The sequence below is a fragment of the Marinobacter sp. LV10R510-11A genome (assembly GCF_900215155.1).
In the GTDB taxonomy this organism is placed as follows: Bacteria; Pseudomonadota; Gammaproteobacteria; order Pseudomonadales; family Oleiphilaceae; genus Marinobacter.
On record NZ_LT907980.1, the window covers coordinates 4,121,467 to 4,146,090 of the forward strand.

Annotated in this window: 21 protein-coding genes and 1 pseudogene; 7 read left to right on the top strand and 15 right to left on the bottom strand. The window is 54.0% G+C overall.

Annotated elements, in window-relative coordinates; translation table 11 throughout:
- Window positions 1–22 precede the first annotated feature (22 nt).
- Together CPH80_RS19905 and CPH80_RS19910 are read right to left on the bottom strand one after the other, a co-directional pair.
- The gene (locus tag CPH80_RS19905) at window positions 23–292 is read right to left on the bottom strand and encodes a ComEA family DNA-binding protein (RefSeq protein WP_096280712.1); all 270 of its coding nucleotides are present in this window, start codon (window positions 290–292) and stop codon (window positions 23–25) included.
- A gap of 380 nt (window positions 293–672) precedes the next feature.
- Entirely contained in the window at window positions 673–816 is a 144-nt protein-coding gene (locus tag CPH80_RS19910; protein ID WP_096280715.1) for a DUF3096 domain-containing protein, read from the bottom strand.
- Window positions 817–1,053: 237 nt separating this feature from the next.
- Between CPH80_RS19910 and CPH80_RS19915 the strand changes: the two genes are divergently transcribed.
- Window positions 1,054–1,848, top strand: coding sequence for an SDR family oxidoreductase (locus tag CPH80_RS19915; RefSeq protein ID WP_096280717.1), 795 nt, complete (start codon window positions 1,054–1,056; stop codon window positions 1,846–1,848).
- Between the two features lie 47 nt (window positions 1,849–1,895).
- Here the strand turns inward: CPH80_RS19915 and CPH80_RS19920 are convergent, their stop codons facing one another.
- A complete protein-coding gene (locus CPH80_RS19920) occupies window positions 1,896–3,014 on the bottom strand; it encodes a hypothetical protein (protein WP_096280720.1) in 1,119 nt (372 codons plus the stop codon).
- 187 nt (window positions 3,015–3,201) lie between these two features.
- On the opposite strand from CPH80_RS19920, the gene CPH80_RS19925 reads away from it, so the two are divergent.
- The gene (locus CPH80_RS19925; protein ID WP_096280723.1) at window positions 3,202–3,435 is read left to right on the top strand and encodes a hypothetical protein; all 234 of its coding nucleotides are present in this window, start codon (window positions 3,202–3,204) and stop codon (window positions 3,433–3,435) included.
- A 58-nt stretch (window positions 3,436–3,493) separates the two neighbouring features.
- Here the strand turns inward: CPH80_RS19925 and CPH80_RS19930 are convergent, their stop codons facing one another.
- The 4 genes and pseudogenes from CPH80_RS19930 to CPH80_RS19950 all read right to left on the bottom strand — a co-directional run.
- Window positions 3,494–3,862 (bottom strand): hypothetical protein, encoded by a 369-nt coding sequence (locus CPH80_RS19930; RefSeq protein WP_096280726.1) that lies wholly within the window; start codon window positions 3,860–3,862, stop codon window positions 3,494–3,496.
- A 257-nt stretch (window positions 3,863–4,119) separates the two neighbouring features.
- Window positions 4,120–5,700 carry a hypothetical protein gene (locus CPH80_RS19935; protein WP_096280729.1) on the bottom strand — a complete coding sequence of 527 codons (1,581 nt, stop codon included), beginning with the start codon at window positions 5,698–5,700 and terminating at the stop codon, window positions 4,120–4,122.
- A gap of 86 nt (window positions 5,701–5,786) precedes the next feature.
- Complete coding sequence (locus CPH80_RS19940; RefSeq protein ID WP_096280732.1) at window positions 5,787–6,188, bottom strand: hypothetical protein; 402 nt, start codon at window positions 6,186–6,188, stop codon at window positions 5,787–5,789.
- A 1,365-nt stretch (window positions 6,189–7,553) separates the two neighbouring features.
- A pseudogene (locus CPH80_RS19950) lies at window positions 7,554–8,232 on the bottom strand (type VI secretion system Vgr family protein); the annotation flags it as partial.
- A gap of 155 nt (window positions 8,233–8,387) precedes the next feature.
- Between CPH80_RS19950 and CPH80_RS19955 the strand changes: the two are divergent.
- Window positions 8,388–9,263 (top strand): formylglycine-generating enzyme family protein, encoded by an 876-nt coding sequence (locus CPH80_RS19955; protein WP_096280735.1) that lies wholly within the window; start codon window positions 8,388–8,390, stop codon window positions 9,261–9,263.
- A 24-nt stretch (window positions 9,264–9,287) separates the two neighbouring features.
- On the opposite strand, the gene CPH80_RS19960 is transcribed toward CPH80_RS19955, so the two are convergent.
- From CPH80_RS19960 to CPH80_RS19995, 8 genes are all read right to left on the bottom strand, one after another.
- Complete coding sequence (locus CPH80_RS19960; protein WP_096280737.1) at window positions 9,288–11,984, bottom strand: LysM peptidoglycan-binding domain-containing protein; 2,697 nt, start codon at window positions 11,982–11,984, stop codon at window positions 9,288–9,290.
- Entirely contained in the window at window positions 11,971–12,837 is an 867-nt protein-coding gene (locus CPH80_RS19965) for a DUF4123 domain-containing protein (RefSeq protein WP_096280740.1), read from the bottom strand. Before CPH80_RS19965 ends, CPH80_RS19960 begins: the two co-directional genes overlap by 14 nt.
- Window positions 12,800–14,917, bottom strand: coding sequence for a type VI secretion system Vgr family protein (locus CPH80_RS19970; protein ID WP_096280743.1), 2,118 nt, complete (start codon window positions 14,915–14,917; stop codon window positions 12,800–12,802). The genes CPH80_RS19965 and CPH80_RS19970 overlap by 38 nt, the downstream gene beginning before the upstream one ends.
- A 130-nt stretch (window positions 14,918–15,047) precedes the next feature.
- Entirely contained in the window at window positions 15,048–15,791 is a 744-nt protein-coding gene (locus CPH80_RS19975; RefSeq protein WP_096280746.1) for a class I SAM-dependent DNA methyltransferase, read from the bottom strand.
- An 82-nt stretch (window positions 15,792–15,873) separates the two neighbouring features.
- Window positions 15,874–17,748, bottom strand: a complete 1,875-nt coding sequence (locus tag CPH80_RS19980) for a protein kinase domain-containing protein (protein WP_096280749.1) — start codon at window positions 17,746–17,748, stop codon at window positions 15,874–15,876.
- A 4-nt stretch (window positions 17,749–17,752) separates the two neighbouring features.
- Window positions 17,753–19,036: a 2-oxo acid dehydrogenase subunit E2 gene (locus tag CPH80_RS19985; protein WP_096280751.1), complete on the bottom strand. Its 1,284-nt coding sequence runs from the start codon at window positions 19,034–19,036 to the stop codon at window positions 17,753–17,755.
- Window positions 19,037–19,062: 26 nt separating this feature from the next.
- A complete protein-coding gene (locus CPH80_RS19990) occupies window positions 19,063–20,040 on the bottom strand; it encodes an alpha-ketoacid dehydrogenase subunit beta (RefSeq protein WP_096280754.1) in 978 nt (325 codons plus the stop codon).
- A 1-nt stretch (window position 20,041) separates the two neighbouring features.
- On the bottom strand, window positions 20,042–21,226 hold the full coding sequence (locus CPH80_RS19995) for a thiamine pyrophosphate-dependent dehydrogenase E1 component subunit alpha (protein WP_096280756.1): 1,185 nt from the start codon (window positions 21,224–21,226) through the stop codon (window positions 20,042–20,044).
- A gap of 326 nt (window positions 21,227–21,552) precedes the next feature.
- Here CPH80_RS19995 and CPH80_RS22780 point away from each other — a divergent pair, with 326 nt between their 5' ends.
- From CPH80_RS22780 to CPH80_RS20010, 4 genes are all read left to right on the top strand, one after another.
- On the top strand, window positions 21,553–22,386 hold the full coding sequence (locus CPH80_RS22780; protein WP_227520271.1) for a DUF2339 domain-containing protein: 834 nt from the start codon (window positions 21,553–21,555) through the stop codon (window positions 22,384–22,386).
- The gene (locus CPH80_RS20000) at window positions 22,332–23,759 is read left to right on the top strand and encodes a DUF2339 domain-containing protein (RefSeq protein WP_264754804.1); all 1,428 of its coding nucleotides are present in this window, start codon (window positions 22,332–22,334) and stop codon (window positions 23,757–23,759) included. Before CPH80_RS22780 ends, CPH80_RS20000 begins: the two co-directional genes overlap by 55 nt.
- Window positions 23,760–23,788: 29 nt before the next feature.
- The gene (locus tag CPH80_RS20005; protein ID WP_096280759.1) at window positions 23,789–24,172 is read left to right on the top strand and encodes a DUF2750 domain-containing protein; all 384 of its coding nucleotides are present in this window, start codon (window positions 23,789–23,791) and stop codon (window positions 24,170–24,172) included.
- A 201-nt stretch (window positions 24,173–24,373) separates the two neighbouring features.
- Entirely contained in the window at window positions 24,374–24,553 is a 180-nt protein-coding gene (locus tag CPH80_RS20010; RefSeq protein ID WP_096280761.1) for a hypothetical protein, read from the top strand.
- The last annotated feature ends 71 nt before the right edge of the window (window positions 24,554–24,624 follow it).

The window sequence follows — 24,624 nt, forward strand, 5'->3', positions numbered from 1 at the left end:
GTAGGAGATTGTTCTCCACCGCTTATTTTACAGTTAAGCGCTCGGTGTTCTTTTCAACGGTGCGCGCGCCAATACCTTTCACGTTTGAAAGGTCCTGTGCTGTTTCGAAGGGGCCGTTTGCTTCGCGATAAGCGATGATGGCTTCGGCCTTGCTGGCACCAATGCCGTCGAGATCAGCTAGGGTGATCGCGTCAGCGCTGTTGATATTAACGGCCGGCTGTTCGGCATAAGCAAATCCGGTTGCTAGGCTGAACAACAGTACGAGTGTGGCGAAAAAAGATGTGTGTTTCATGTGTATGACTCCTGAGACTGACGTGCATAGTTATGGTTATGAGTCAGGGCGCAATACAGCAGGAGCGGGTTTTGGGCTTTGGCAGGCTGAGAAGGAACAACAATCAAGAAAACAGAGTGTCTGTGAGAAGCAGTGCACGGGCAGGGGTCACATTCCGTGTGATCCCCCGATTCCGTGGCTGACCCCTGCCTGATCCTTCAGGCTACAGCTCATCCTGAGCATTTCATCCTTGGTGCCGGCGTTCCTTGCTGGCTTGTCATCCCTGACGACGCCTATTATAGAGGGAGTGGATGTGTGGGGTACCGGACATTGGCTCGTGGGCTTGTGAGATATTTCCTACAGGCGACGTAGGCTCGCGCCTTGTCGCCAAATGCTACATGTTATAGCGAGTGCCCCAGCAGCCCTAGAACACCAAGTGCAATCAGGTAGCCTGCAACGATGTAATTGAGAAGGCGGGGGAATACTAGAATGCCAATACCGGCGCCTAGGCTAATCAGTGGGGCGAGTTCGAGGTGAAAAGTCATAAGTGTCCTGTTTGGTGGTTATTTTTTGAAAAAAGAAAGAAATCCGCCGGCTGCGACTATTAAATTCTCCTTGTTGAAGCGATTGGCTGTTTCGGTTTGAAATTTTGGCACCGAATACTCACGTCGGCAACTCCCTTTGCAAGTGTTCGTGTTGTCGAAGATTTTCGTTAGACTCATAAGTTGCAAAAGCTTGATTCGCGCTTTTCTTTGGTTAACCTTTTTTTGGAGTAAACGGTAATGTCTGACCGAACAATTTGGATAACTGGCGCCTCTGCGGGCATCGGCGAAGCGTTGGCTGTTCGATTCGCGCAGGAGGGGGCCCGGCTGGTCCTTTCCGCCCGCAGGGAAAGCGAGCTGGAACGCGTGGCCGCGCGTTGCCGGGAAAAAGGCCTTGGCGCGGATCAGGTTTTGGTACTGCCTCTGGATGTTACAGCCTGGGAGGCGTTGCCTGGCGCAGTACAGACCGTGCTCGACCGGTTTGGTCACATTGATCTGCTAATAAACAACGCCGGTGTATCTCAGCGTTCGCTGTGTTTGGACACAGATATGTCGGTCTATCGTCAGCTGATGGAAGTAGATGTAATGGGGCAGATTGCCCTTACCAAGGCGGTATTGCCCCATATGCTTGAGCGTGGTGCGGGCCATATTGCTGTGACAGCCAGTGTGGCCGGCAAGGTGGGTGCGCCACTTCGTACCGGTTACTGCGCTGCCAAACACGCGGTTATGGGCTTCTTTGATGCTCTGCGTGCAGAGGTGGAAGATCAAGGCGTTCATGTTTCGACCATCGTGCCCGGTTTTATTCGCACGGATATCTCCCGCAATGCGCTTGCAGGTGACGGCCAAGCCTTCGGGCAGGAAGATGACGATATCGCCGGTGGTATGGCGGTGAACGACTGCGCTGAAGTGGTGGTTAAGGGACTGAACGCGAAAAAGCGTGAGATCCCGGTGGGTAAAGGCAAGGAAATGGCTGCATTGTGGCTAAAGCGGGTGGCGCCCGAGGCGTTGTTCCGGCTGGCGAAAGCGCAAAAGTAGAGATGTTTCATTGTACGCAGCCCGGATGATAAGGCTCTAAAGTTGCGCTATAGCTTACCGTATCCGGAATGACGGTGCCGCCGGCCGCTCAGTGCAGCCACTAGGTGGCTCAAGGCCCGGAATAGCGCCATCAACAGCGGCGCCAGCAACCATAACAGCCAGCTGCCGATGTAAAGCGCAGGGATCAGCAGGAGCAGCCAGCCCAAAAACTGAACCGCAATCACGGGATAGCCGAGCACATCCGCAACACCTGCGAACAGGTCATTGATAATGCTCGGGTGGGTGATCACTAAATAGCCGGCGCCGATCATAAGGGGCCACTTTGCGTAACGGGCGCCGCTTAGAACCATTTTTCCACTGCGTGTAACCCTTGCGGCCAGAGCGGCAGAGCGCGTGCCCCGGCTTGCGCCTTTGGTGGTGACCGCGGCCGCACGTCCAACACGGAGTACTTTCACGGCACTGGCAAAGACCAGCACATCCACTGAGGCCCAGCCAACGTCGCCGGCGGTAATCTCATTGCCCAAACGGTAGTTCCGTTCCAAATCACGAATGCCGCTGGCGAAAAACTGATTCACGCCTTCCAGCACCCGCTCTGTACCTATCCACTTGGTGGCACCCTGATTATCGACAATAAACTGGCCCAGGAAATCGTGGCCTTCACTTTGTATGAAATTGACGGCGTACCAGCCTCGTTCCTCCGGTGACAGTTCATTGACGTTGGCTATGGTCTGACTCTCCGTTTCCGGAGCGTCAAAAAAGAATTGCTTAAACGCTTCATACGACCCGGAAAACTTGTTCATCCATTCGATGGTGCTGATGGGCCGGCTTACGAAATGCTGGATGGGTGGCAGAATGTCCTCACCATACAGCCGCAAGATATCCCGAAACTCCGGCTCCGCAGCGTAGAGAGGAAAGAGATCTCGAGCCATGACTGGGTAGCGCATGAATGCGGCCCGAGCCTTCAGGAGCAGAAGAGGATCATCCGACATATCCAGCAGTATCGCCTGAATTTCCACGGACTCCTGCTCAATGCCGGGAAAATCACCGAGCACGTCGTGGGCCTGAATGTTAATCAGCTTCTGCTCAATGGGAACCGGCTGGGCTATAGTGCTGAAAACAGCCGCCATCAACAGGGCCATGCCACAAATCAGAAGTAACTTTTTCAAATGATCTCCAGCGCATATCGGTTATTCATACCCACCAGTCTAGCGCGAACTGAGTGAATAGGATGTGTTCTGCTATATCCCTGGGTATTGACCAGATTAAAAGCGGTTTCACCGAGTTTGGCAGTGGGTTGACCTTACCTGGGGCTCCCAGATTTTGATGACAGCCTTTGGCGCAGGAGATAACACATTGTTGCAGCTGGCCATGTTCCAGACACTGTTTAACGGGATTGGTGTGTTGCTTTTCTGGCCTTGGCATAAACAGCTGGAGCGCGGATTGCGCTGTGTTTTACCGGATCGCGCAGAGCCTGCCGTTATGATTACCGATGCCGCCACCGGTTCACGAAATTCTGTGGAGCAGCGAGAGCTGCCAGAGAGCCATGCACGCTATCTGAACGAGGCAGCGCTGATGAATTACCACTAATCAGAATGTGATGCTTTGTACTCAAGTTTTTGCAATGCAATATGGGTATAATACCTGCTCAGTTTTTCTCGATATCGGTCATCAATGACCGGCGTTCTTCTTGGCGTTTGCGGTATGGTTGCACCGTATCATCGGCCATCAACATGACCAGCCGGATCACAGGGCTGACCTTGGTGGAATACTCGATGACATAATCCATGTATGGGAGCAGGTCATCATCCAGCTCCCGAAACCGTTTGGTCTTTGAGGCCAGGCCTGCGACATCCGTTTCGGAGATGTAACTTGGCCAAAGGGTAGCGTCTTTAAGCTCGCTCGCTTCGTAACGAAGCCGGACAATTTCCGATTCGGACTTACCGGACTGTTCTGCCGCCCGACATTCAATTTCTGCCTCCAGTGCCGCCTGAAGGAGTTTCAGGCGCTTATCCATGCGGGAGAGATCCTGCTCATAGCCTTTCGTGGCCTTCTATTTTGTCAGTGACCCCTGACAGCGTACATTCCAGCTCACTGCAATAGAGAGTAAAGAACTGCAGCGATAGTTTGTCCCTGGAACTCAGGAAGTTGCGTTCTCGGCCGGGAATAAGAACCTGCTGGCGGACATTGTGGATTTCGTATTCGATACGTTTCTTTCGGCGGCGATACCTGCATTTTGGCCTATCAGATTTTTTGACTGCCGTAGTGGGCTTATCAACTGATAATAAGACTGCCGCACAAGGCAACTCCTCCAAATGAAAAAAGCCCTAAAGTCGGTATGAACGCCCAAAGAAATAAATAGCGAGAAACTTCGGCGTTGACGTTTCCTATTTTGCTAGCTGCGCGACGAAAATGACCGGGGCTGTTGCGCATTGCTAAAAACGAAAAAACCTGTGTGGTTCGAACGAGTCTACCGAACGGATCACCGCCCCATAAATTACGCCCAGTTGATGGGTTTAGGGTGGCTGCTGATATGATCTTTTCAATTTCTCTAATCTTAGGAAACGCCACAGTCATAATGATTAACGTGCAAAAAAGAATGAGCCCGAACGCGACGAACATTGCGCAGGCGAGCCCGCCGATGCCAGCGGTTGTCAAACCAACGACTGCGCAGCCAGCAAGGCCGGCTGCCGCCCCCAGCGTGCCTCCTGCCGTGCTACCGATTACCCGGCCACGCTGGCTATACTTTACTTTAGTGCATTCTTGATCCGTGCCGGTTGTGCAGGCTTCCTTGATTCGCATTTCAGTCACTGCGATATCAAGTCCAATAGCAAGATAACCGCCAACCTTGGCATATTTCGCGCCGGTGGCCAGCTTGTCGTAGTGGGTTGCATAGCCGGGGATATTGCCGACACCGGATTGTTTCCAATTGTGCACGATACTTTTAGAAGAGAGTCCAAGAGCGATTTTAAGTTTCGGGTTATCGCCCAGCGACATGCTTTTGCGAGCGATTTTTCCCAATGAGAAATTCAGTCTTTTGAAAAGTCCCCGGCGCTTCTCGAAAAATTCTGGGCTATTGAGGTGGCCATGCTTTTTGTAACTATCCTGATGGAGCGCCTCAAGATCTCTTAACGTAATTTCGATAGATTTGATCTGGTTTGCGATCATCACTGAGCCAGCGCCCACACCAGTTGAGGCGCTTGAAGTCAGTGTTTCCAGCAAATCATAGTGATCGATTAGAAATTGAGCTTCTTCCTCGTCCAACGTGCGCAACTGCTCATTAACCTGACTGGCAACCTTCATCAAATCGGCTTCTTCCTGGGTGCACTCCAACATGTTTGGATCACCGAGTATGATCATTTCGCCTGGCAGAACCCGTTCGCGGATGTTGGGGTTCAGACGATCAAAACTGTCCGGCTTAGCAGAAGCGTCGCCATACAAGCTTTGCAGCAGAGCACTTTTACTCATGACCTCTCGAACAACGTGAAATCCGGGCTCAGCGTGATCTGTTGTGTCTTTTTTGCTGTCAACTTTATCTGCTTCCGATTGAGAGCTGTCAGAGGGGCTCGATGTTGAGGTGTGGGCAGCGGTGGCAGCCGTCGCTGAGGCGGCGGCGAAACCAGTTGCATTGTCCGCGCCTGCCGCCGCATCCGCCCGCTGCCCAACGTCGGCCAATCCGGTCGGAGCGATCTTTTCTCCGATTGTCGTCATGGCCTGGGGCAGTCTGGAAGCCTTAGCAGCGACAACGGTACTACTCCCAGGCCCACCGCCAGAATTCATCTTCACCATCGGCCCGGACACGGTTACGCCGCTGGGGTCCACTTTCACAAAGCTACCACCGGCCTTGAGGGTCACCTCAGCACCGGCCTCGATGACGATTTGCCAGGTTTGGCATTCTTACCTGGCCCAGCCTACCGCTCTGAAATCAAGTAGTACTGTAGTCAGTATTCGAATCCAGGCATGAATTCCACCGCAATGAAAAAAGTTGCGCCACCCAGAAACATCATGCCAGAAGGAACTGTCGCACAAAGTCGCAGACCGATAGGTATGTCCATATCTGGATCGCCAAAATTCGCAGCCGAGCGCCTGAAGTGCCCAAACGGTATCTTTCGCATCGCCAGGTACCTCCATACGTATGTTGTTCGCATCAACCGACCATAGGGCCCTCCCCCCCATACTTTCCTCAACCGCAACGCAGAATACTCGGGGCCGGAGGAAATAAGCTCTTCGATTCGGCGGATTTTGGGAAAAGCAATCGTCAAAATTACGATCTGAGCAATTAGCATCAGTCCCATTCCTCCGATACCAAAGAATAGCGCGATGGGCGCTCCGGAATCAGTCATCGTCAACATGCCTATAGAGTTGGTCGCCCAGGTATTCACCGACAGCTCCCCCAGCATAGCCGCCAGTAGCAGAGCCCGCTCCCCCCAAAATAATGACACATGCCAGGCCACCGATACCGGCGGTTGTAACAGCGGCTATCCCACATAATGCAGAACCGGCCGCCGCACCCATTGTGCCACCACCTACACTGCCCGCCAGTCTGCCACCTTCCGTGTACTTTACTTTCGTACATTCTTGAGGATTACCGCTGGTGCACACCTCATGAATTTTTATACCTGAAACACTAGCATCCAATGCCATCGCTAGATAGCCACCGGCCCTGGCGTATTTGGCACCAGTCGCGAGCTTGTCATAGTGCGTCGCGTAGCCCGGTATATCACCAACGCCGGATTGCTTCCAGCTATGCACGATACTCTTGGAGGAAAGCCCCAGCGCGGACTTGAGCTTGGGGTTGTCGTTCAGCGACATGCCCTTGCGGGCAATATTGCCCAATGCAAAGTCCAGTTGTTTGAAAAGCTGTTTGCGCTTCGCAAAGAAATCCGGGCTGTTGAGGTGGCCGTGTTTGCTGTAGGTCGTTTGGTGCAATACTTCGAGGTCACGCAGCGTTGAATCGATACCCTTAATTTGTCTGGAAATCATCATGGCCCCCGCGCCCATGCCGGTGGCTGAATTGGACGTCATCGTTTCCAGCAAATCGTAATGATCGGTTAGAAACTGAGCTTCTTTCGCATCAAGCGCACGCACTTTCTGGTTGACCTGACTGGCAACCTTCATCAAATCGGCTTCTTCCTGGGTGCACTCCAACATGTTTGGATCACCGAGTATGATCATTTCGCCTGGCAGAACCCGTTCGCGGATGTTGGGGTTCAGACGATCAAAACTGTCCGGCTTGGCAGAAGCGTCGCCATACAAGCTTTGCAGCAGAGCACTTTTACTCATGACCTCTCGAACAACGTGAAATCCTGGCTCAGCGTGATCTGCTGCGTCTTCTTTGCTGCCTGCGCTGCTCGATATTGAGGTGCTGGTTGTGTTTGTTTTGGCTGTTGATTGGCTTACATTACTTGAATCGTGTTGATGTAATTTGCAGCGCCCACGCTCATCAAACTCACAGCCGGAAACGGCCAGGCTGCCAGCACTGGCAGCCTCTTTTAATACGGTTTTTGCTGGCGTCAGCGTCGTTTTTCCAGGCGCCAGTGTTGCTTTTACAGTGGCAGTCGTCGCCGAGGCGGCGGCGAAACCCGTTGCATTCGCGGCGCGTGGTGCCGCATCCGCGCGCTGCTCCACATTGGCCAATCCGCCCGGAGCCGTTTTTTCTCCGGCTGCAGTCATGGCTTGCGGAAGGTCCGGAGCCTTAACAGCTGCAGCGGTGCCACTCCCAGGCCCACCCCCAGAATTCATCCGCACCAGCGGCCCAGAGATAGTCACCCCACTCGGATCGACCTTCACAAAGCTGCCACCGGCTTTCAGAGTCACTTCTGCGCCGGCTTCGATAACAATCTTCATGCCCGCTTTATGGTGAATCTCATTGCCGGCTTCGACGAGCTGCGCTTTGCCGAATTTGCTGTGATGGCTGCCGTTAGCTGCGAGGCTGTAGTCGCCACCGATCTTTTCCCGGTGTTCGCCATCCACGGTTGTGTGATCGTTGGCTTTAACCTGGCTGAACCGGTCATTCTCAACGGTTAAATGGCTGTCGTTTTTAATGACTTCGGTGCGGTTGTTTTCGGTGAGCAGATCCAGGTCTTTTTGAGCGTGGATGTAGATTTGCTGTTTATCTGCTTCGTCTTCAAAGCGTAACTCGTTGCTGCCTTCGCCCTTGTGTGTCTGAGTTTTCAGGGTGGTGCGGGTTTTGTGCTCAGGCAGCGAGTAGGGCGGTGTGTTGGTGGCGTGGTGTGTTGTTCCTGTGATGATGGGCTGATCCGGGTCGCCATCAAGGAAGGAGACGATCACTTCGTGGCCGATTCTTGGCAGTGCCATGAAACCATACTGGCCGCCTGCCCAGCCTTGGCTCACGCGCAGCCATGCGCTGCTGTGCTCGTTATTCTCTTTGCTTTTTGCCTTGCTTTGCAGCTGGCGTCGGCCTTAAGCGTTGTAGGAGCAGCTGGTTATAAGGGGGTGAGGTTTTCTTCATGGAGCCTCCCGAGGCATTCCGGTAGAATCCTGTTCCATTATCAGTACAAGCCGGAAAGGACACCGCACCCATGAATACACATCGAACGCTCACCCGTTTTCTCCCCTGCTTGCTGATCAGCGCCATTGGCCTGCCCGGCTGCAGCTTTTATTACGAATCACAGGCAAAGGACATGGTAGGGCGCCAGATGGATGCCATGGTGTTCGTGGAGGGGGGTGAGTTCATGATGGGAAATCCAGGGGGGTGGAGTGTCCGTAGTGACACGATTCCGGTTCACCGTGTGATCCTGGATGACTTCTATATCCAGAAGTATGAGGTGACTCAGGGGGATTTTGAGTTGTTTATGGAGGTGACGGGGTATGAGCCATCCGATGATCGCTATGACAACAAAAGAGATGAAATGCCCGAACGTTTTGACGATGAATTGCCAGCCGTCACATCCTGGGTAGATGCGAATGCCTTCTGTCAATGGATGGGGAAAAAAACCGGCAGCGAAGTACGACTTCCCACAGAGGCTGAGTGGGAATTTACTGCACGAGCCCGCGGACAAATGCTTCGCTATGCGACCGAGAACGGTGAAGCAATTGAAGGTGTCACCATGGCCGCTGAAGTCAAAAATAGTAGGTACGACACCTCACCCCGTAAAGCTGCCATGCCCACACCGCCGGGCACATTTCCGCCAAACCCGCTGGGCTTATATGATATGTCCGGCAATGCCGGAGAGTGGGTAAAAGACTATTACACCAAGAACTACTATCAAAACTCACCGAGTAGTAACCCTCCTGGCCCAGACGATGGCGAAAAGGGCATGTTCGGAGATTCCTACAGAGTTCTCCGAGGGGGAGATTACGAAGAGTTCGTAGGTAATACCACAGTTACCAGAAGAAAAGGTTCCCCCAAGCTTGCGGCAGAGACACGGGGCATGAGGTGCGCCATGGAGAATTAAAAGGCCAAGACAAACAGGCAGGTGTCATCGCACAGCCAGAGTGGATAGCCATGTCTCGGCCCGTTCTGCCAGGGCAGAACGGAAGAGCCTCTTTACAATTAGCTCAGCGTAGTTGTTTTTAAGGTCCTGAAATCCACCTTTACGCTTTTCATTTCCCATTCGCTTGAGGACTTCAACAAACTCCCTGTGTCTATCGATTGTCTCAAGAATTTCAATCAAAGCCTGATCCGCGATTTCTCTGTATGGATCCTGAAAGCTTAACAAGCCGGAGCTGTTTTCTAACAACGTATCCAGAAGTTCCGCCTTCGTCAGGGGGGTAAGCTCTGTTAGCTTGCCATTTTCCAGAACACCCTGCGCAATATCACGCACCCTAGTGCCAACCGCATTCAAGTTTTCCCAGTAACTCTGAATTTCAAACAGGTCGTAACTAAAGAAGCTAACGACATCCTCTTTAGATACGGCGAAGGCTTTGATCAAGAAGCTGAGATGTTCGAATGCCTTATCATCAATCCAGTCCAGGAACCTGAAGTCACTCTGTTCCAGAGACCACCGAACAAACTTAACCAGTTCCCAAATCTGGGCACCGTTCAGCTCCGCAGCGATGCCACCGCCGCCACCGGGCCCGAGTACCAGATGACCCTTCACATAGGCCACCAATTTGCTTTCCTGGAGGCCAATTCTGAAATCAAATCCGCCACCAATGCCCGCAGAAACAGCTAGCTCACCTTTAACCTCCAGCAACGACAGGTATTGGGAATCAGTGTCACGCTGTTTATCGCTGACGGAACCAGGTTTGGATCCGCTAGGCTGAGATTCAGTGACTTTTTGATAAGCTCCCTTCCACTTAACTCCAAACGTCGCCTCATTACTCAGGCTGGCACCCGCAAAAGCTTCCCCGTTGGTTTCACCGGAAATTCCCACATTCCCCGGCGCGCTGGAAATCGTCGCACGGGCTGCAAGGGATGCGCAGGCTCCTGCGAACCCTCGGATGCGGTACTCGGCATCCGCCCGGAAATAGCCGCAGTTGAGCTCCGTCAGATTGCCCTCATGGTTCTCGTACTTCAGGATTAATTCTGAGCCCAGTTCGTTCGGGATCTGAGCCTTAAGTACGGCCTCACCCTGCATGAGGCTGTACGCACCTTCCAGCTTTCCGCCGATGTAGGCTTCATTTTTTTCCGGGTCGTAGGCATTGGCCAGGCCGCACTGGGCGGCGAAGCGGAACATCTGGGCCTCGGCGCTGGCTGCGAAGCGACCATCCTCGGTGGATACTTCTTTTTTAAGAAGCTCCACTTCAAGTCGGTTGAAGAAATTGTCGTCCTTGTTCTTCCATTCACCCAGTTTGAGCGACAGGGTTTTGCTGGTCTTTAGTGCCTCTTTAGCATCGCCCCAGGCGCGTTTGAAGTCCTTCGCCTGCATGGCTGTCCGGACATCCGAAGTTTTCAGGGATTTCCAGTTTCTGCGCAGCTGATCCGCCATTTCCCGACGCATGTAGCGGTAGCCGCCGGTACCGGTGTGTTTGATTTCCACCAGAGGATGGCGCTTCATCGAGGCCACCTGGGGCCTCGCGATATGTTCTACCGGGGTACTGTTGTCTACCAGCTCTCTCAGTTTTTTCTCGATACCGGTCATCAATGACCGGCGTTCTTCTTGGCGTTTGCGGTATGGTTGCACCGTATCATCGGCCATCAACATGACCAGCCGGATCACAGGGCTGACCTTGGTGGAATACTCGATGACATAATCCATGTATGGGAGCAGGTCATCATCCAGCTCCCGAAACCGTTTGGTCTTTGAGGCCAGGTCTGCGACATCCGTTTCGGAGATGTAGCTTGGCCAAAGGGTAGCCTCTTTAAGCTCGTCCGCTTCGTAACGAAGCTGGGCAACTGTCGACTTAGACTTTTCGGATTTTTCTGCCACCCGGTATTCAATTTCTGCTTCCAGTGCTGCCCGAAGGAGCTTCAGGCGCTCATCCATGCGGGTAAGGTCTTGCTCAGAGCTTTTTGTGGCTTCCTCGTGGGCTTTTATTTTGTTATCAACAAAATCAAGCGTAGATTCCAGTTCGCTGCAATAGACGGTGAAAAACTGAAGCGAGAGCTTGTCTCTCGGATTCTGGAAATTACGCTCTCTGCCTGGAATCAGGATCTGGTTGCGAACGTTGTCAATTTCATAGTTGATCCGCTTCTTTCGGCGACGCTGATGCTCCAGGCGTTCCTGTTCACGTTTCCAGCGGGCTTCATAATCCGCCAGCAACTCCCGGGCAGTGGTGCTGTGATCCGGTTTCGGTAGTGCACCCAATGCCTTCAGCTTGCCCCAGGCCTTTGCCCTTGCTTCAGGAATCTTGTCTGCAACACCTTTCTCTGCCTCAGCCAGTTCCGCAATGGGCTCGTTCAGAAGACGGATTTCTTCTTCAAGCTCTTTCAGTTGGATTTCGGTCAGAGCAAACACCTGCTCGTCATCGTCGGTAAGTTGAACAAGGGCTACACATTCTAAGGCGCAGTCAGAGCATTCAGTATCGTCCGACGAATCATCGTTAGCAGACTGTGCTGGCGGTAGGGACTTCGTCGGTTCGGCGGCCGTGGGAACCAACAGATTCCACCCTGTTTCAATGTGGTTCACATCTTCGATAATTGGATTCTCGGCCTTGATCGCACCCAGCGATACCTTGTAGCGAGAGGCAATGCCAGAAAGGGTTTCGCCAGCCTGGACTTTATGTTGTTGCATGGTCGTACTCCATTAAGCATTCCATTGCTTCAAGACGATCTTCGTCGGTCATATCAGCATTTTCCACCAAGGCTCTGAATGCCGAATCGGACAATAGAGGTGCGCCACTCTGAATGGCCAATCTCAGCCAGCGTTCCTGCTGGGCAACCTTAAGAAACCCGTGATCATGAGCATGCTGTAGCTGCTCCAGCACCCATAGGCGCTTATCTCCGTCAGAACTGAGATGGTCGTCGTACACCGAAGCCCAACGACAGGCCCGGTCTGCCATTCGATAATCAGGCAAACTACCCAGCTGTGATTCGGACAGCCTCCATTCCAAAACAGACGAACCCGGCTTTATTTCACTATGATCCTGCCAACTTAACCACTGATTCGTGTCGTGCCAGAACAACATCCAATTTAACGGTAAAAGTCCCTGTGTTCGGGTTCCTAACGCAGCCAAAAGCGCTTTCAGGGAGCGAGGTTCATAGAAACGAAACAGGCGATCATCAGATTCTGCCAATGCAAAGAGGCGGCTTCTGCTCCAGGCCAGAGTCTCTTCATAGTCCAGGCTGTTTTTAATCAGTATGCCTATCGCTCCGGCTGTCAGGGTGTCCGTAACTATTGCCTGAAAGTCAGCCCGGCCACGCAAATCAACCAAAATGGGGCCAAACTGCCATCCGCTCTGCCACCGGGTAAGCTCCAGAAGGGAATCCCATCGGATGGGGCCCCGATCCATGGCGCCATATAAGGATGTCAGAAACCCTGGCGACCCTGCCAAGTCGATTACGGCGAAATCCGACAACGCAGGCTTACCGGAAGCTACTGATAATTGGTCAAGAGTGCTGATGTAGAGTGCAGCGTCCATGCTCATCGTACTCGCAGTCAGAAATGATCGAGGCGCCCTTACTGGTGGATTCTTTCAGTAAAGCTGAATAATCGGTAACAGGGTGCTGTGCTTCCGCAGTCGCATTACTCCGCTGGTCGTTAAGGGCAAGCTTGGCTGAATTACCACCAATGCGCTCGGGCCCTTCAGAACTAGGTAATGCAGGAACCTTGGCGGCTGCGGATGCACCACTCCCAGGCCCGCCCCCAGAGTTCATCCGCACCAATGGCCCAGAAATAGTCACCCCACTCGGATCCACCTTCACAAAGCTACCACCAGCCTTCAGAGTTACCTCTGCGCCTGCTTCGATGACAATCTTTAAGCCCGCTTTGTGGTGGATTTCATTGCCGGCTTCGACGAGCTGCGCTTTGCCGAATTTGCTGTGATGGCTGCCGTTAACTGCGAGGCTGTAGTCGCCGCCGATTTTTTCCCGGTGTTCGCCATTTACGGTTGTGTGATCGTTGGCTTTCACGTGGCTGAACCGGTCATTCTCAACGGTTAAATGGCTGTCATTTTTGATGACTTCGGTGCGGTTGTTTTCGGTGAGCAGGTCGAGGTCTTTTTGAGCGTGGATGTAGATTTGCTGTTTATCTGCTTCGTCTTCAAAGCGTAGCTCGTTACTGCCTTTGCCCTTGTGTGTCTGGGTTTTCAGGGTGGTGCGGGTTTTGTGCTCGGGCAGGGAGTAGGGCGGTGTGTTGGTGGCGTGGTGTGTTGTTCCTGTGATGATGGGCTGATCCGGGTCGCCATCGAGGAAGGAGACGATCACTTCGTGGCTGATTCTTGGCAGTGCCATGAAACCATACTGGCCGCCTGCCCAGCCTTGGCTCACGCGCAGCCAGGCACTGCTGTGTTCATCGTTCTTACTGTATCTGTCCCAGGGAAACCTTACCTTTACCCGCCCATATTCGTCGCAGTGAATCTCTTCGCCTTCCGGGCCGGTAACGATGGCAATTTGGGGCCCGTCCATTAGGGGGCGGTGATTGCACAGTGGCCGCCAGGTTTTGGTGGCCGGAACAGCGCTGAACAGGTTGTGATAAGTGGTCGGTTTAGAGCCGCCTTCTTCTGCCAGGGCCTGGGGTTGCTCGCCCACGTGAGTAATGGCGGTAAGTAGCCATTCCCGGTTCAGTTTATTGCTGTCGTGGTTGGTGAGTTCCACTTTGGCGCCGCAGGTGAAGTCTGGGCGATTGCTTTCGCCGTTGGCGATGCTGACGTCGTTTCTGAGGGCGTCAAGCCGAGCGCCTGTAAACGGCTGACCGCTGGCGTCGGCTTTGAACCGACCCGGGTAGTCGAAGTGTTGATAGTCTTGGCGGTGGTTGGCACTGGTTGCGTTCTGCTCGTGCATCAACGCATAGGATGGGTTCTTGAAGGTGTAGTCTTTCATCGCCACGGAGGCGGCACGAACCCGCTCTTCGTGGCGGAAGCGGAATACCGCAGGCTGCTTGGTGCTTCCGCCTGCTTTGCCGTTATATTCGACAGCTTCCAACCGAGGCGCATCGCCGTGATGGTCGGCTATGATTAGGCCGGGTTGTTCGTCCCCCTCTACGCTGCCGTGTTGGTAGCGGTAGTGCCAACCTTCTTCTGCAGCCAACCGTTCCATGAATGCGAGGTCGCTTTCCCGATGTTGAACGCAGTACTCCCGCTCCTGTGGGGTGCGCTTCAAATCAAACACCGAGTTCACAATGCCGCGCTCTTCCAAAAGAGTACGCACGATGGTGTCTGTGGTTTGGGTTTGGAAAATACGGCTGTTGCGCATCAGCCCTAGGCGCCATATGGGAGGCTGAATGATCAACTCATAGCGGGTGCGACGATGGCCAGTGTCACCCCGTGCAAACTCGTTCACTACGCCGGTAAAACGGCGAAGGGGTATGCCGTCCTGCCAGACCACCAGATCTACCGGCTGCTCCAGTACATCAGCGGCCTGAATAGCAGAATCCGTGCTGGCCAGTATTAAGCGGCCATGGAAAAGCTCCGAAAGACCTTCGGTTAGCGCAAAGCTGACGAGAGAGAAAACATCTTCGGGAAGCTCGCCGACACGTGCGGTGAACTGCAATCCATTTGCCTGAGGCATATCTTCAATCCTTGAAGGTATGTTTATCTGGTGATAAAGCTGAGCAGAAGGTTACCGGTGCTGGCGTGGAAAATCCAGTGGCTCGGTCGATTAACGCATCGTTAAGCAGGCCATTAAGCAGGCCATTAAACTAGGCTTTCACACATACGAAGATCGCGTTTCCTGAAGCTTTGTCCCACGGAGTGATCTTCTCATAGTCGTGTTCAAGGAGTTGGACGTCAAAATACGGCTGCAGGATTTCCGTCAGCTCTTCAAAACTCAAAGCCACCATCGGGTGTTCGTCATCCCATGATTGCGTGACGCCCTCCGTTGTTTTGTTGATGCTGAGTTTAAGGGATTGCTTCTCACCCTGGCCACGGTAGTGCCATGCGGAGCTGAAGGTGAACAGGCTGTGCTCTTGCTTGACTGTGTGCCTTTCAGAGAGCGTGTTGTCTATCTTGTTTTTATCAACAGAGTTAAAACAAAACACACCGCCCGGTTTTAGTGCGCGATGTGCGCTGGCAATGCACTGCGTTAGTTTCTCGATGCCATCGCTGTAGTGGATGGAATACAAAAAGCAGGTGATTAAATCGAGAGGCTCATCCACTTCAAAATCACACATGTCTCCTAATGAGAACTGCGCTTCTGGGCATCGGCTTTTGGCTTGTTCCAGCATGGGCTGGTTTATGTCCAGGCCACTGCATTGGAACCCGAAATCGATGAAGTGGCGAATGTGCGGCCCGGTTCCACAGGCCAGATCCAAGTGGGTGTTGCCACCATTGCCAAAAAGCCGGTGCAGCCTTTGAATGCCGTAGCTTTGGGTATAATAATGGATGTCTGCACACATTAAGTCGTAGTAGCCAGACAAGTCGGTATACAGATAATTTGCGGACATGGCAGCCTGGTGGAATGAGCGGAAACACTTTACGGCGGCGCATCGTAAACCAATCCCGCGTGTTTGCGAAGCGCATAAGAGGCTAGCTTGCCTCAGTGGCTTCCTGCCTTGGGTTTCTGGGGTAATAACGTTCCGGCAGCTTTTCAATATAGGGGAAAAAGCGCGCGTCTTTGTAGGGCATTTTCATAAAGCCCGACACGCCCAGGCCGGTTATCTGATCCACAGCCGCCAGTATTTCGTCCAGCCGCTGGCGGAACTCGTCCTCTTTTTCTGGATCCAATAGGCGGTACTGGCTGTGGATTTTGAGATGGCGTGGCAGGGCTTCGAAAATAATCATGCCGGTGTGGCGGATGGTGTTGAGCGCCTCAAGGGATTTGATGATGGTTTGTGGCAGCACCAGAAACTCCTCCGGATCTGGCCCGTCCTCAAAGTAGGAGTGCACCCGTGAGCGGTCTTCCACTTCCGGCGCTGAACTCACCTGATATGGCAGTCGCATCTCTGGTGGCGCAACGAATGACTGCTCGGGCTCCTCGCGCTCAATATGCAGGGTGTCTCGGGCGTTGAACAGACAACTTTTGAAAATGCCCTGGCGGTAGATTGCCTGAGCCAGGTTGACCATGTTGTTCACCGCCGTAGTGAAAGCGGTTTTGAGCTCTGGGTTGTGCAGGTTCAGGGAGGTATCTACGTAAACGCCGTCAGTTTCCCAGCGCACCGCGAGCCCGCCTTCTACAGGATAACGACCAAGCCGGCTGACTGAGGCGAGGAATGCTTTTTCGGTTTCCCCCATGCCCTGCATGAAATTTTTGTAGTATCGATCTAGCTGCACGTCGTTGACGTCGTTCAGGGTTTCTGGAGCACCTTCCTGGCGCAGAAAGGATTTACGGGAACTGTAGACCACGGTGTCGATCTCCCGGCCAGAGAGCCGTGTCCAGATGGGCACTAAAGGTATGGGCACCGGTTCTGGCAGGTCGATCATCACCGTGCGGCCTATGCGCGGCATCTCTTTCAGGTAATGGTCGCCGGCACGCATGCGCCGTGCGGGATCCGGGTCGAGCATGCCGTCTAGCATGCGGGCAAATTCCATGGGTAAGCCAAGCGCTGTGGCGGGTATTGCCAAATGGCCAAAGCGGCAAGACTGGCCGGAGGCCAGCGCGTAGAGGGTTGCTGCCGCACCTTGCTCATCAAACCTTGGGGACGACAGGCCGCCATAGAGTTGCTCTTCGCCAATAAAGTAAACGTCGCCCAGGCGTGCGTTGGTCTGCTGCAGGTTGTCAGACATCAGCTCCATCACGCTTGGGCTGAGAAACTGCTGGTTGGCGTCTAACTGGGCAAATACCGAGGAGCCCCAGTCGATCAGGGCGATGTTTTCGCTTTCTGCATCAAACACTACATTGGACGGCTTGATATCCCCGTGCACGATAGGGCGCTTCCCGTTATCGGCTTCGCGCCTTAGATTGCGCAGAATATCGGCCAGTTGATCGGCAATGCGGATAATCAGGCGCGGGCTCAGGCGGCCTCGCTGGAGTGATACTTCCTCCAGGTTAAAGCCCGGCGCCCGCTCCATGACCAGTATCGATTGTTTGCCGGCGCGGTGGAAGGCGACCAGGTTGGGCACCCGGGGGTGCTCTACCTGTTCCAGAATATAGGCTTCGTCTTCCAGCCGATCGTGCAGGTGCTGAGGCAGGGTGATGCGGGTAAACTTGAACACATGCTCAAGGTCCCGCGCGCCTTCTAAAGGCAACCGGCCGGCGAACACAAAGCCGTAGGCGCCCTTACCAATCATCGCGATGTCGGCGTAGCCCATCTGTTTGAGCTGGGTTGTGCATAGCGCAACCCAGTCTTTCAGCTTTCTCGCATCGTCGTGGCTGAGCAGGTAAACCGACTGCTCTTCCGGGATGTAGAATTGCTGCAGCTGCGCCGGTTGCGGCGTCGGCGGTGATGGGTTCGGTGGCACCATGCAATCAGCCCAAGTGGAGGAGCATGGATTGCGGTGACTCTAGGTAGCCCTTCCACAGATTATTGAACCGGGCGATGGTACCGCCATCAATAATGCGGTGGTCGCCCGCCCAGCTGATCGTCATGATCGAACGCTCTACCACTTGCCCGTTGGCATCAAAGCGCGGCAGTTTCTGGGTGCGCCCCAAGGCCACAATCGCCACTTCCGGCGCATTGATGATGGGCGAGGCGTAGGTGCCGCCCAGTGCGCCAATGTTGGAGATGGTAATGGTGCCGCCTTTGAGATCCGCCTGGCTTACCCGGCCTTCCCGGGCCGATTCGGTCAGCCGGGTTACCTCGTTAGCAATCTCCAGCAAGGTGAGCTGACCCACATTCTTCACGTTAGGTACAAGCAGCCCGATTTTGCTGTCCACGGCCATGCCTATGTTGCAGTGGGGCTGGTAGTGAACCTCGGTAACGTCTTCGTTGATCTGGCTGTTGAGCACGGGGTATTCCCGAACCGCGAGCGCGATCGCTTTCATGATGAACGGCATCAGTGTGAGGCGTGAGCCCCGGGCTTCGGCTTCCGGTTTGAGTTGCTGGCGCAGGCTCAGCAATTCGGTGACATCGATGTCTTCACTGAAGTTGAAGTGCGGAATGGTGGATGCAGAAGCTACCATGCGCTTGGCCATAACGGCCTGCATGCCTTTTATGGGCTCTATGCGGACTTCCTGGTTTTGCGCTTCAAGTCTTCGCGGCCTGCTTTCGGAGGCTGATGAACCCCCTGATGTAGGCTGTTCCATATGCGACAGCACATCGGCTTTGAGTACGCGACCGTCCTTGCCTGAGCCTTCGATATCTCCCAGCGTCAGTTCATTTTCGCGAACCAGGCGGCGCACAGCTGGGCTGGCGGGAGTTCGTTGGCCATCCGTGGAGGCGGTTGATTTTGCAACAGGCGCTGTAGCTGCTTCCGGCTTTTGTTGAGCTTCAGCCTGCTTTGCCTCTGGCTCCGCGCTTTCGCCTTCATTGCTGGCCTTTGTCTTTTCACCAGAGCCCTCAGTAGAGCCTTCACCACTTTCATCAACAAGCTCAAACAGCGGCGCATGCACTTTGGCTATGTCGCCTTCCTTCCAGTACAGGCGGGTTACCCGTCCCTTGTAAGGGGCGGGAATCTCTACCAGCGCCTTATCTGTCATCACTTCCGCGACTGGCTGATCTTCTTCAATCAGATCACCTTCACTGACCAGCCATTTGACCAGCTCACATTCCACGATACCTTCGCCGATATCGGGCAGTATAAAATCACTCATCATTGCTCTCCTGTCCGGATATCAGTCTAGAATTCGACGCTTTCCCGAATGGCCTCATAGACCTTCAGGTGATTGGGGAAGTGCTCTTTCTCCAGCACCAGCGGGAAGGGGGTGTCCATCCCGGTGACCCGTGCGATCGGGGATTCCAGATAGAGGAAGCAGCGCTCCTGAATGGTAGCGGCTATCTCGCCGGCAAAGCCGCCCGTTAGCGGTGCTTCGTGGGTGATCACCAGGCGCCCGGTTTTCAGCACCGATTCGACTACGGTTTCCATATCCCAAGGTAGGATCGTGCGCAGATCAATGACCTCGCAGGAGATTCCTTCCTTCTCCGCCATCTCGACGGCTTTGTCGATCACTTCCATCTGGGCGCCCCAGCCCAGCACCGTTACATCGGTGCCTTCCTTCAGAACTTCGGCTACGCCTATAGGCAACTGGTACTCACCTTCCGGCACCTCGCCTACGGAGGCGCGATACAGACGCTTGGGCTCAAAGAACAGGGTAGGGTTGGGGTCGTTAATGGAAGCCAGTAGCAGCCCTTTAGCCTGATGGGGGTTGCGCGGTACCACAATTTTCAGGCCCGGTGTGTGGGCGAAATAAGCTTCCGGCGACTGGGAGTGGTAAAGGCCACCGGCTATGCCGCCGCCGTAGGGCGCTCGAATGGTTAAGCCACCCACATTGAACAGGTTGCCTGAGCGGTAGCGAAATTTCGCAGACTCGTTAACAATCTGGTCGAAGGCGGGGAATATGTAGTCTGCAAACTGTATCTCGGCCACTGGGAACGAGCCCTGAGCCGCCAGGCCGTTGGCGAACCCGATAATGCCCTGTTCCACTAGGGGCGTGTTAAAGCAGCGATCTTTGCCGTACTTCTGTTGCAGATTACTGGTGGCCCGGAATACGCCACCAAAAATACCCACATCCTCGCCAAAACACAGAACCCGGTCGTTGGTTGCCATCGAGATATCAAGGGCATCATTGATCGCCTGCAGCATGTTCATTTTTGGCATGTTATACCCCTCCCTGAACGTGAGCGGCCGACTTGGGATACTCCTCTGGATACTTGCGGATGTGCGCTTTGAGCTTTTCGAATTGCGCGTTCAGCAGCGGCGGCACTTCGTCGTATACATCCGTTATCAGGGATTCCAATGGGGGAGGTGGAAGCTTTTGGGCACGTTTCATGGTTTCAAGCACTTCACGGCGCAGGCGTTCCTGCAGCTCTTTCTCTTCGCTTTCGCTCCACCATTTTTTCTTCGTGAGCCAGTTGTACATGCGAAGAATGGGGTCCTTCTCGCGCCACAGGGCCTCTTCGTCTTTGCTGCGATAGCCGGAAGGATCATCGGATGACGAGTGCGCCGCCAGGCGATAAGTCATGGCTTCGATCAGAACCGGGCGGTTCTCTTCCACCGCTAGTTTGCGAGCGGCTTCGGTGGCCTGGTAAACGGCCAGAATATCGTTGCCGTCCACACGGATTACATCCATTTTATAGCCGAAGGCTCGTGGAGCTATGCCGTCTGCAGCGAACTGCTCAACGGCGGGCGTCGAAATGGCGTAACCATTGTTTCGACAGATAAAAATAGCGGGTACGCGGTGCACAGCTGCCATGTTAAGTCCAGCATGGAAGTCGCCTTCCGAGGCCGCGCCTTCGCCGAAATAGACCACGGTGCAATGCCCGTCGCCGGCCATTTTCTGGCCATAGGCATAGCCAGTAGCCTGAGGGATCTGAGTGGCCAGCGGCGACGAGATCGTCATGTAGTTGAGCTTGCTGGAACCATAGTGAACTGGCATCTGGCGGCCTTTGCCATAATCCAATTCATTGCCAAACAGCTGGTTCATGAACTCGTCAATGGTGAAGCCGCGATAGGCCAAGGTGCCCTGCTCACGGTACTGGGCCATGATCATGTCGGCGTCGTCCAGCGCGGCGGTACTGCCGATAACGGAAGCCTCCTCGCCGGTGCACTGCATGTAGAAACTGAGGCGGCCCTGGCGCTGGGCACCAAGCATGCGTTCATCCAGTACGCGGGTTGTAACCATCGCACGGTAGATTCGCAAAGCTTTCCCTTTGTCGAGGTCAGGGGCTTTGCCGCTTTTATAGAGCGTGCCGTCTTGTTTGAGGAGTTTAAACGTCGGGATGCGATATTCCGCACCGTCTGTAAAGACGGGGGTATAAACAGTTTTGGACTTTGTTGTTGTCATAATCCTCTTCCTGGGGTGATGGCTTGAGGAACGCAATGCCCCTTGTGAGGGCTTCGTTAATTTACGGAGCCTTGTTCTATCTGCCGGTGTTTCGCCAAAGTATAGAACGCTTTATACAACTCTGCCGGCGTTGTAATGATGCTCCCGTTGCCAGTCTGTTCGGTTTGGGTAAAACCGACTCATGTCTGGCAAAGTTGACCTTAACGTAAAGTGCGTTTCTTGGGTAGTACCTTTCTAGGTGAGCTATAGCTCCGGAGAAGATAGACTGCACGTGCACCGGCGGCTCGCACCGCTTCTGACAGGATTCTTAAAAAGGGTAAAGGGATTTGGACGCAATACTGATTCTTCTAGGCGTGGGCCTCGCGTTGTTCATATCTGTGGGCTCCGTTCTTGGTTTTTTGGCTTACCAGAAACGGAATGAGCAGGTCGCTCGTGTTGATGCACTGAACCTCGAGGTCGCGTCGCTGAGCCTTGAGGTTACCGAGTTACGCCTGCAAATTAAGCACACTCAACCACCAACTGCCACGACGCCAACTGTGCCGGCGCCGCTGCCGGAAGCCGATGACCGAGTTGAACCCCGTAAGCCGTCCCGCATTATGGCAGCCCTAAAAGAAAACTGGATGGTTTGGCTGGGTGGCCTGAGTGTGGCACTGGCTATCATGGGCCTGAGTGGCGCCTATCTTGTACCCCTGTTGATTGGTGGTGAAGGCGGCAGTGTTGCCTTTGTGCTTTCCTACAGCTTCGTAATCACCCTCAGCTCACTTCTGTTAATGCGTTACGTGTTCCGTGACTGGCTGTGGTACGCGACTCTGGCTGGTGCATTGCTGTGGTGGGCTGTCACCGTGGCTGCAGCGCCGGCTGCTTCGGCAACGGCCTGTTATCTGGCCGCGCTGTTTGTGGTTTTTGCGTTCTTGCCGGGCAGGGGACAAGCGGCGCCTTCGCGTTTGCGCGAGGCGTTTCTGCCGCTATTGGCTATTTGGGGGCTGTCGATTGCTCAACAGTCTGGCGACAATTCATCAATGTGGAGTTGGTTATTCATCCTGCCGGCTGCATCCCTAATTCCCCAGAGTAGGGGGCGCTGTGGTTTTTACCTTGGGGCGCGGTCTTGGCAAGCGCAGCCGGCTGGCTGCTTTATATGGGTAAAATGGATGGCGACTTGATCTATCTGCTGCAGATACCTCTGAGCCAGCAGACGGGCTTTATCAGCTACCTTATTGCCGCCGCGATAATTACTACCGGCGTTGGTTTATGGCTTTGGGGGCACTATACCGATCAACGTCGCTGGGCCTCGCTAACGCTGCTTTCACCGATGGTGTGGCTGGTGCTCGGTTGGCTTTTGCTGCACGGCTATGGCGAGACGTCTGCCGTGTGGGCAGTCGCTACTTTGCTGGTTGGCGCTGTTTACGGCGTGCTGGCCTGGCGAATGGAAGGGCATCCGCGTTACGAGAACGGCGTGGTTTGGGCCGTGCTGGCGGCGCACCTTAGCTACTCGCTGGCTACGGTTATGGCGTTTCGTGAAGCGTCACTCACCTTGGCCCTATCTGTTCAGTTTGTCAGCCTTACTTGGCTAGCACGGCGGTACCAGATGCCAGAGCTATACCTGCTTCTGAAAGGCGTGTTGGCACTGGTTGTCGCTAGGCTCACATTCAACCCCTGGCTGCAGGGATATGACCCCAGTGTTCACTGGTCGCTGTGGACATACGGCGGCGCAACGCTGCTAGCGGCGGTTGCCACCAAGCTCGCCGATAAAGGCCATTCGATTCGCCCCTGGCTGGAAGGCGCAACCTTGCACCTTCTGGTTCTATTCCTGGGCACAGAACTGCGTTACTGGCTTTACGACGGTGACATCTTCGCCCACGAATACAGCCTTATTGAAGCAACGATGAACACATTGCTTTGGGGGGCACTCAGTGTGACTTATGCGGTTCGTGCTAAAGCAAGCCAGTCACTGGCCTGGCTCTACCGACTGTTCTCATGGATGCTGCTGGCGCTTTCAAGTATCAGCTATCTCACGCTGCTTACCCTGCACAACCCTTGGTGGAGTGACGGCGCTATTAGCAGTACCCCCATTTTCAATATGCTGCTTCCTGCCTTTGGTGGCCCGGTGCTACTGGCGTTTGTTATCAGCCGGTTCCCGGAGATCGCGCCTAGGTTTTGGTCGCTGTGTGTTGCGGCTGCGGGCTTTCTCCTGTTCACTGCGCTGGAGATTCGTCAGCTTTGGCAAAGCAGCGATATGGCACTGTGGTTTGGTATGACGGAGGGCGAGCTGTATACCTACTCGGTTGTTGGCATGCTGTACGCCATCGCCGCTATTATCTATTCCACAGTTTATTCGGCGAAAGGTGGCCAAGTTGTGTTGTATAAGGCAGGCATGGCTCTGCTGGGTATCGTGATTGGTAAGATTTTCCTAATCGATATGGCCGGCCTGCAAGGGTTGTGGCGGGTTGCTGCCTTTATGGGGCTGGGGCTTGCTTTGTTGGGCCTTGCTTGGCTGTACCGAAAAGCGCAGCGTGCCAGTGTTCAGGCTTCATGAGCCTCATTTATTAGACAGAGATCCAGATTATGAGTGATGAGCAGTTAACGAGTGTGCTCGAGTTGAGCGGCGAAGACCGATACGACTACTTCCTGAGCGAAGTGCTGGAAGCGCGGGAGATCTGGATATTGATCAATTCCGAGAACCGCTTTTTATCAATCGTGTCGGAAGACGATGGTGTGGCGCACTTGCCGGTCTGGCCCAGTTCAGAATTCGCCGTTGCGTACGCTAAGAATTCGGACGATTTGACCCCGAAAGGCATTTCGCTGCCGGATTTCTTCAAGAAATGGGTGCCGGGCCTGTCCAAAGACGGGTTGCATGTGGGTGTGTTCCCAGGCCTTGATGAAACCGTGTGGATAACCGAAGCCGACGAACTGAAGAAAGATCTGCAAGATGAGCTTTCTAGTTTCTAGAACCCCATCGTTTTAGGTGGTCAGTAAGTAGCCTGGTCAGTTAACAGTCATATTTGTCGAACACGCGTTTTAACTGGCCCGAGCTTACTTGTCCCGCGCCTTTTCACAAAGTTATCCACAGATTCACGGGATAACTTTTACGCAGGAAATTCACGCTGGCGCCTGCGGGGCCCGATAAGCCGGCATTAAAGGAGTTTCGTCATGGGAACACTGTTAATTATTCTCGCCGTTCTGTTTTTGGCGCTGATCGTTATTCTGCCTCTGATTGAGAAATATGCACCGAAAGGTGAGGCGCGCAGCTATGGCAATCTCACGCGATTCATTTTTCCGCTGGTGGCCCTGTTGATCGTGGCGCAAATGATTCGATACTATTTTTTCTAAACTACAGGTTTTTCTGAGCAGGCTTCGCCCGTCAATTTTTTTTACACTTTCGCTAAATCTGTCTGAGCCGG

What these genes read in the sequence shown, in the direction of transcription:
- CPH80_RS19905 (WP_096280712.1), bottom strand. Translation starts at nt 292, where the DNA reads ATGAAACACACATCTTTTTTCGCCACACTCGTACTGTTGTTCAGCCTA.
- CPH80_RS19910 (WP_096280715.1), bottom strand. Translation starts at nt 816, where the DNA reads ATGACTTTTCACCTCGAACTCGCCCCACTGATTAGCCTAGGCGCCGGT.
- CPH80_RS19915 (WP_096280717.1), top strand. Translation starts at nt 1,054, where the DNA reads ATGTCTGACCGAACAATTTGGATAACTGGCGCCTCTGCGGGCATCGGC.
- CPH80_RS19930 (WP_096280726.1), bottom strand. Translation starts at nt 3,862, where the DNA reads ATGGATAAGCGCCTGAAACTCCTTCAGGCGGCACTGGAGGCAGAAATT.
- CPH80_RS19940 (WP_096280732.1), bottom strand. Translation starts at nt 6,188, where the DNA reads ATGACTGATTCCGGAGCGCCCATCGCGCTATTCTTTGGTATCGGAGGA.
- CPH80_RS19955 (WP_096280735.1), top strand. Translation starts at nt 8,388, where the DNA reads ATGAATACACATCGAACGCTCACCCGTTTTCTCCCCTGCTTGCTGATC.
- CPH80_RS19960 (WP_096280737.1), bottom strand. Translation starts at nt 11,984, where the DNA reads ATGCAACAACATAAAGTCCAGGCTGGCGAAACCCTTTCTGGCATTGCC.
- CPH80_RS19965 (WP_096280740.1), bottom strand. Translation starts at nt 12,837, where the DNA reads ATGAGCATGGACGCTGCACTCTACATCAGCACTCTTGACCAATTATCA.
- CPH80_RS19970 (WP_096280743.1), bottom strand. Translation starts at nt 14,917, where the DNA reads ATGCCTCAGGCAAATGGATTGCAGTTCACCGCACGTGTCGGCGAGCTT.
- CPH80_RS19975 (WP_096280746.1), bottom strand. Translation starts at nt 15,791, where the DNA reads ATGTCCGCAAATTATCTGTATACCGACTTGTCTGGCTACTACGACTTA.
- CPH80_RS19980 (WP_096280749.1), bottom strand. Translation starts at nt 17,748, where the DNA reads ATGGTGCCACCGAACCCATCACCGCCGACGCCGCAACCGGCGCAGCTG.
- CPH80_RS19985 (WP_096280751.1), bottom strand. Translation starts at nt 19,036, where the DNA reads ATGAGTGATTTTATACTGCCCGATATCGGCGAAGGTATCGTGGAATGT.
- CPH80_RS19990 (WP_096280754.1), bottom strand. Translation starts at nt 20,040, where the DNA reads ATGCCAAAAATGAACATGCTGCAGGCGATCAATGATGCCCTTGATATC.
- CPH80_RS19995 (WP_096280756.1), bottom strand. Translation starts at nt 21,226, where the DNA reads ATGACAACAACAAAGTCCAAAACTGTTTATACCCCCGTCTTTACAGAC.
- CPH80_RS20005 (WP_096280759.1), top strand. Translation starts at nt 23,789, where the DNA reads ATGAGTGATGAGCAGTTAACGAGTGTGCTCGAGTTGAGCGGCGAAGAC.
- CPH80_RS20010 (WP_096280761.1), top strand. Translation starts at nt 24,374, where the DNA reads ATGGGAACACTGTTAATTATTCTCGCCGTTCTGTTTTTGGCGCTGATC.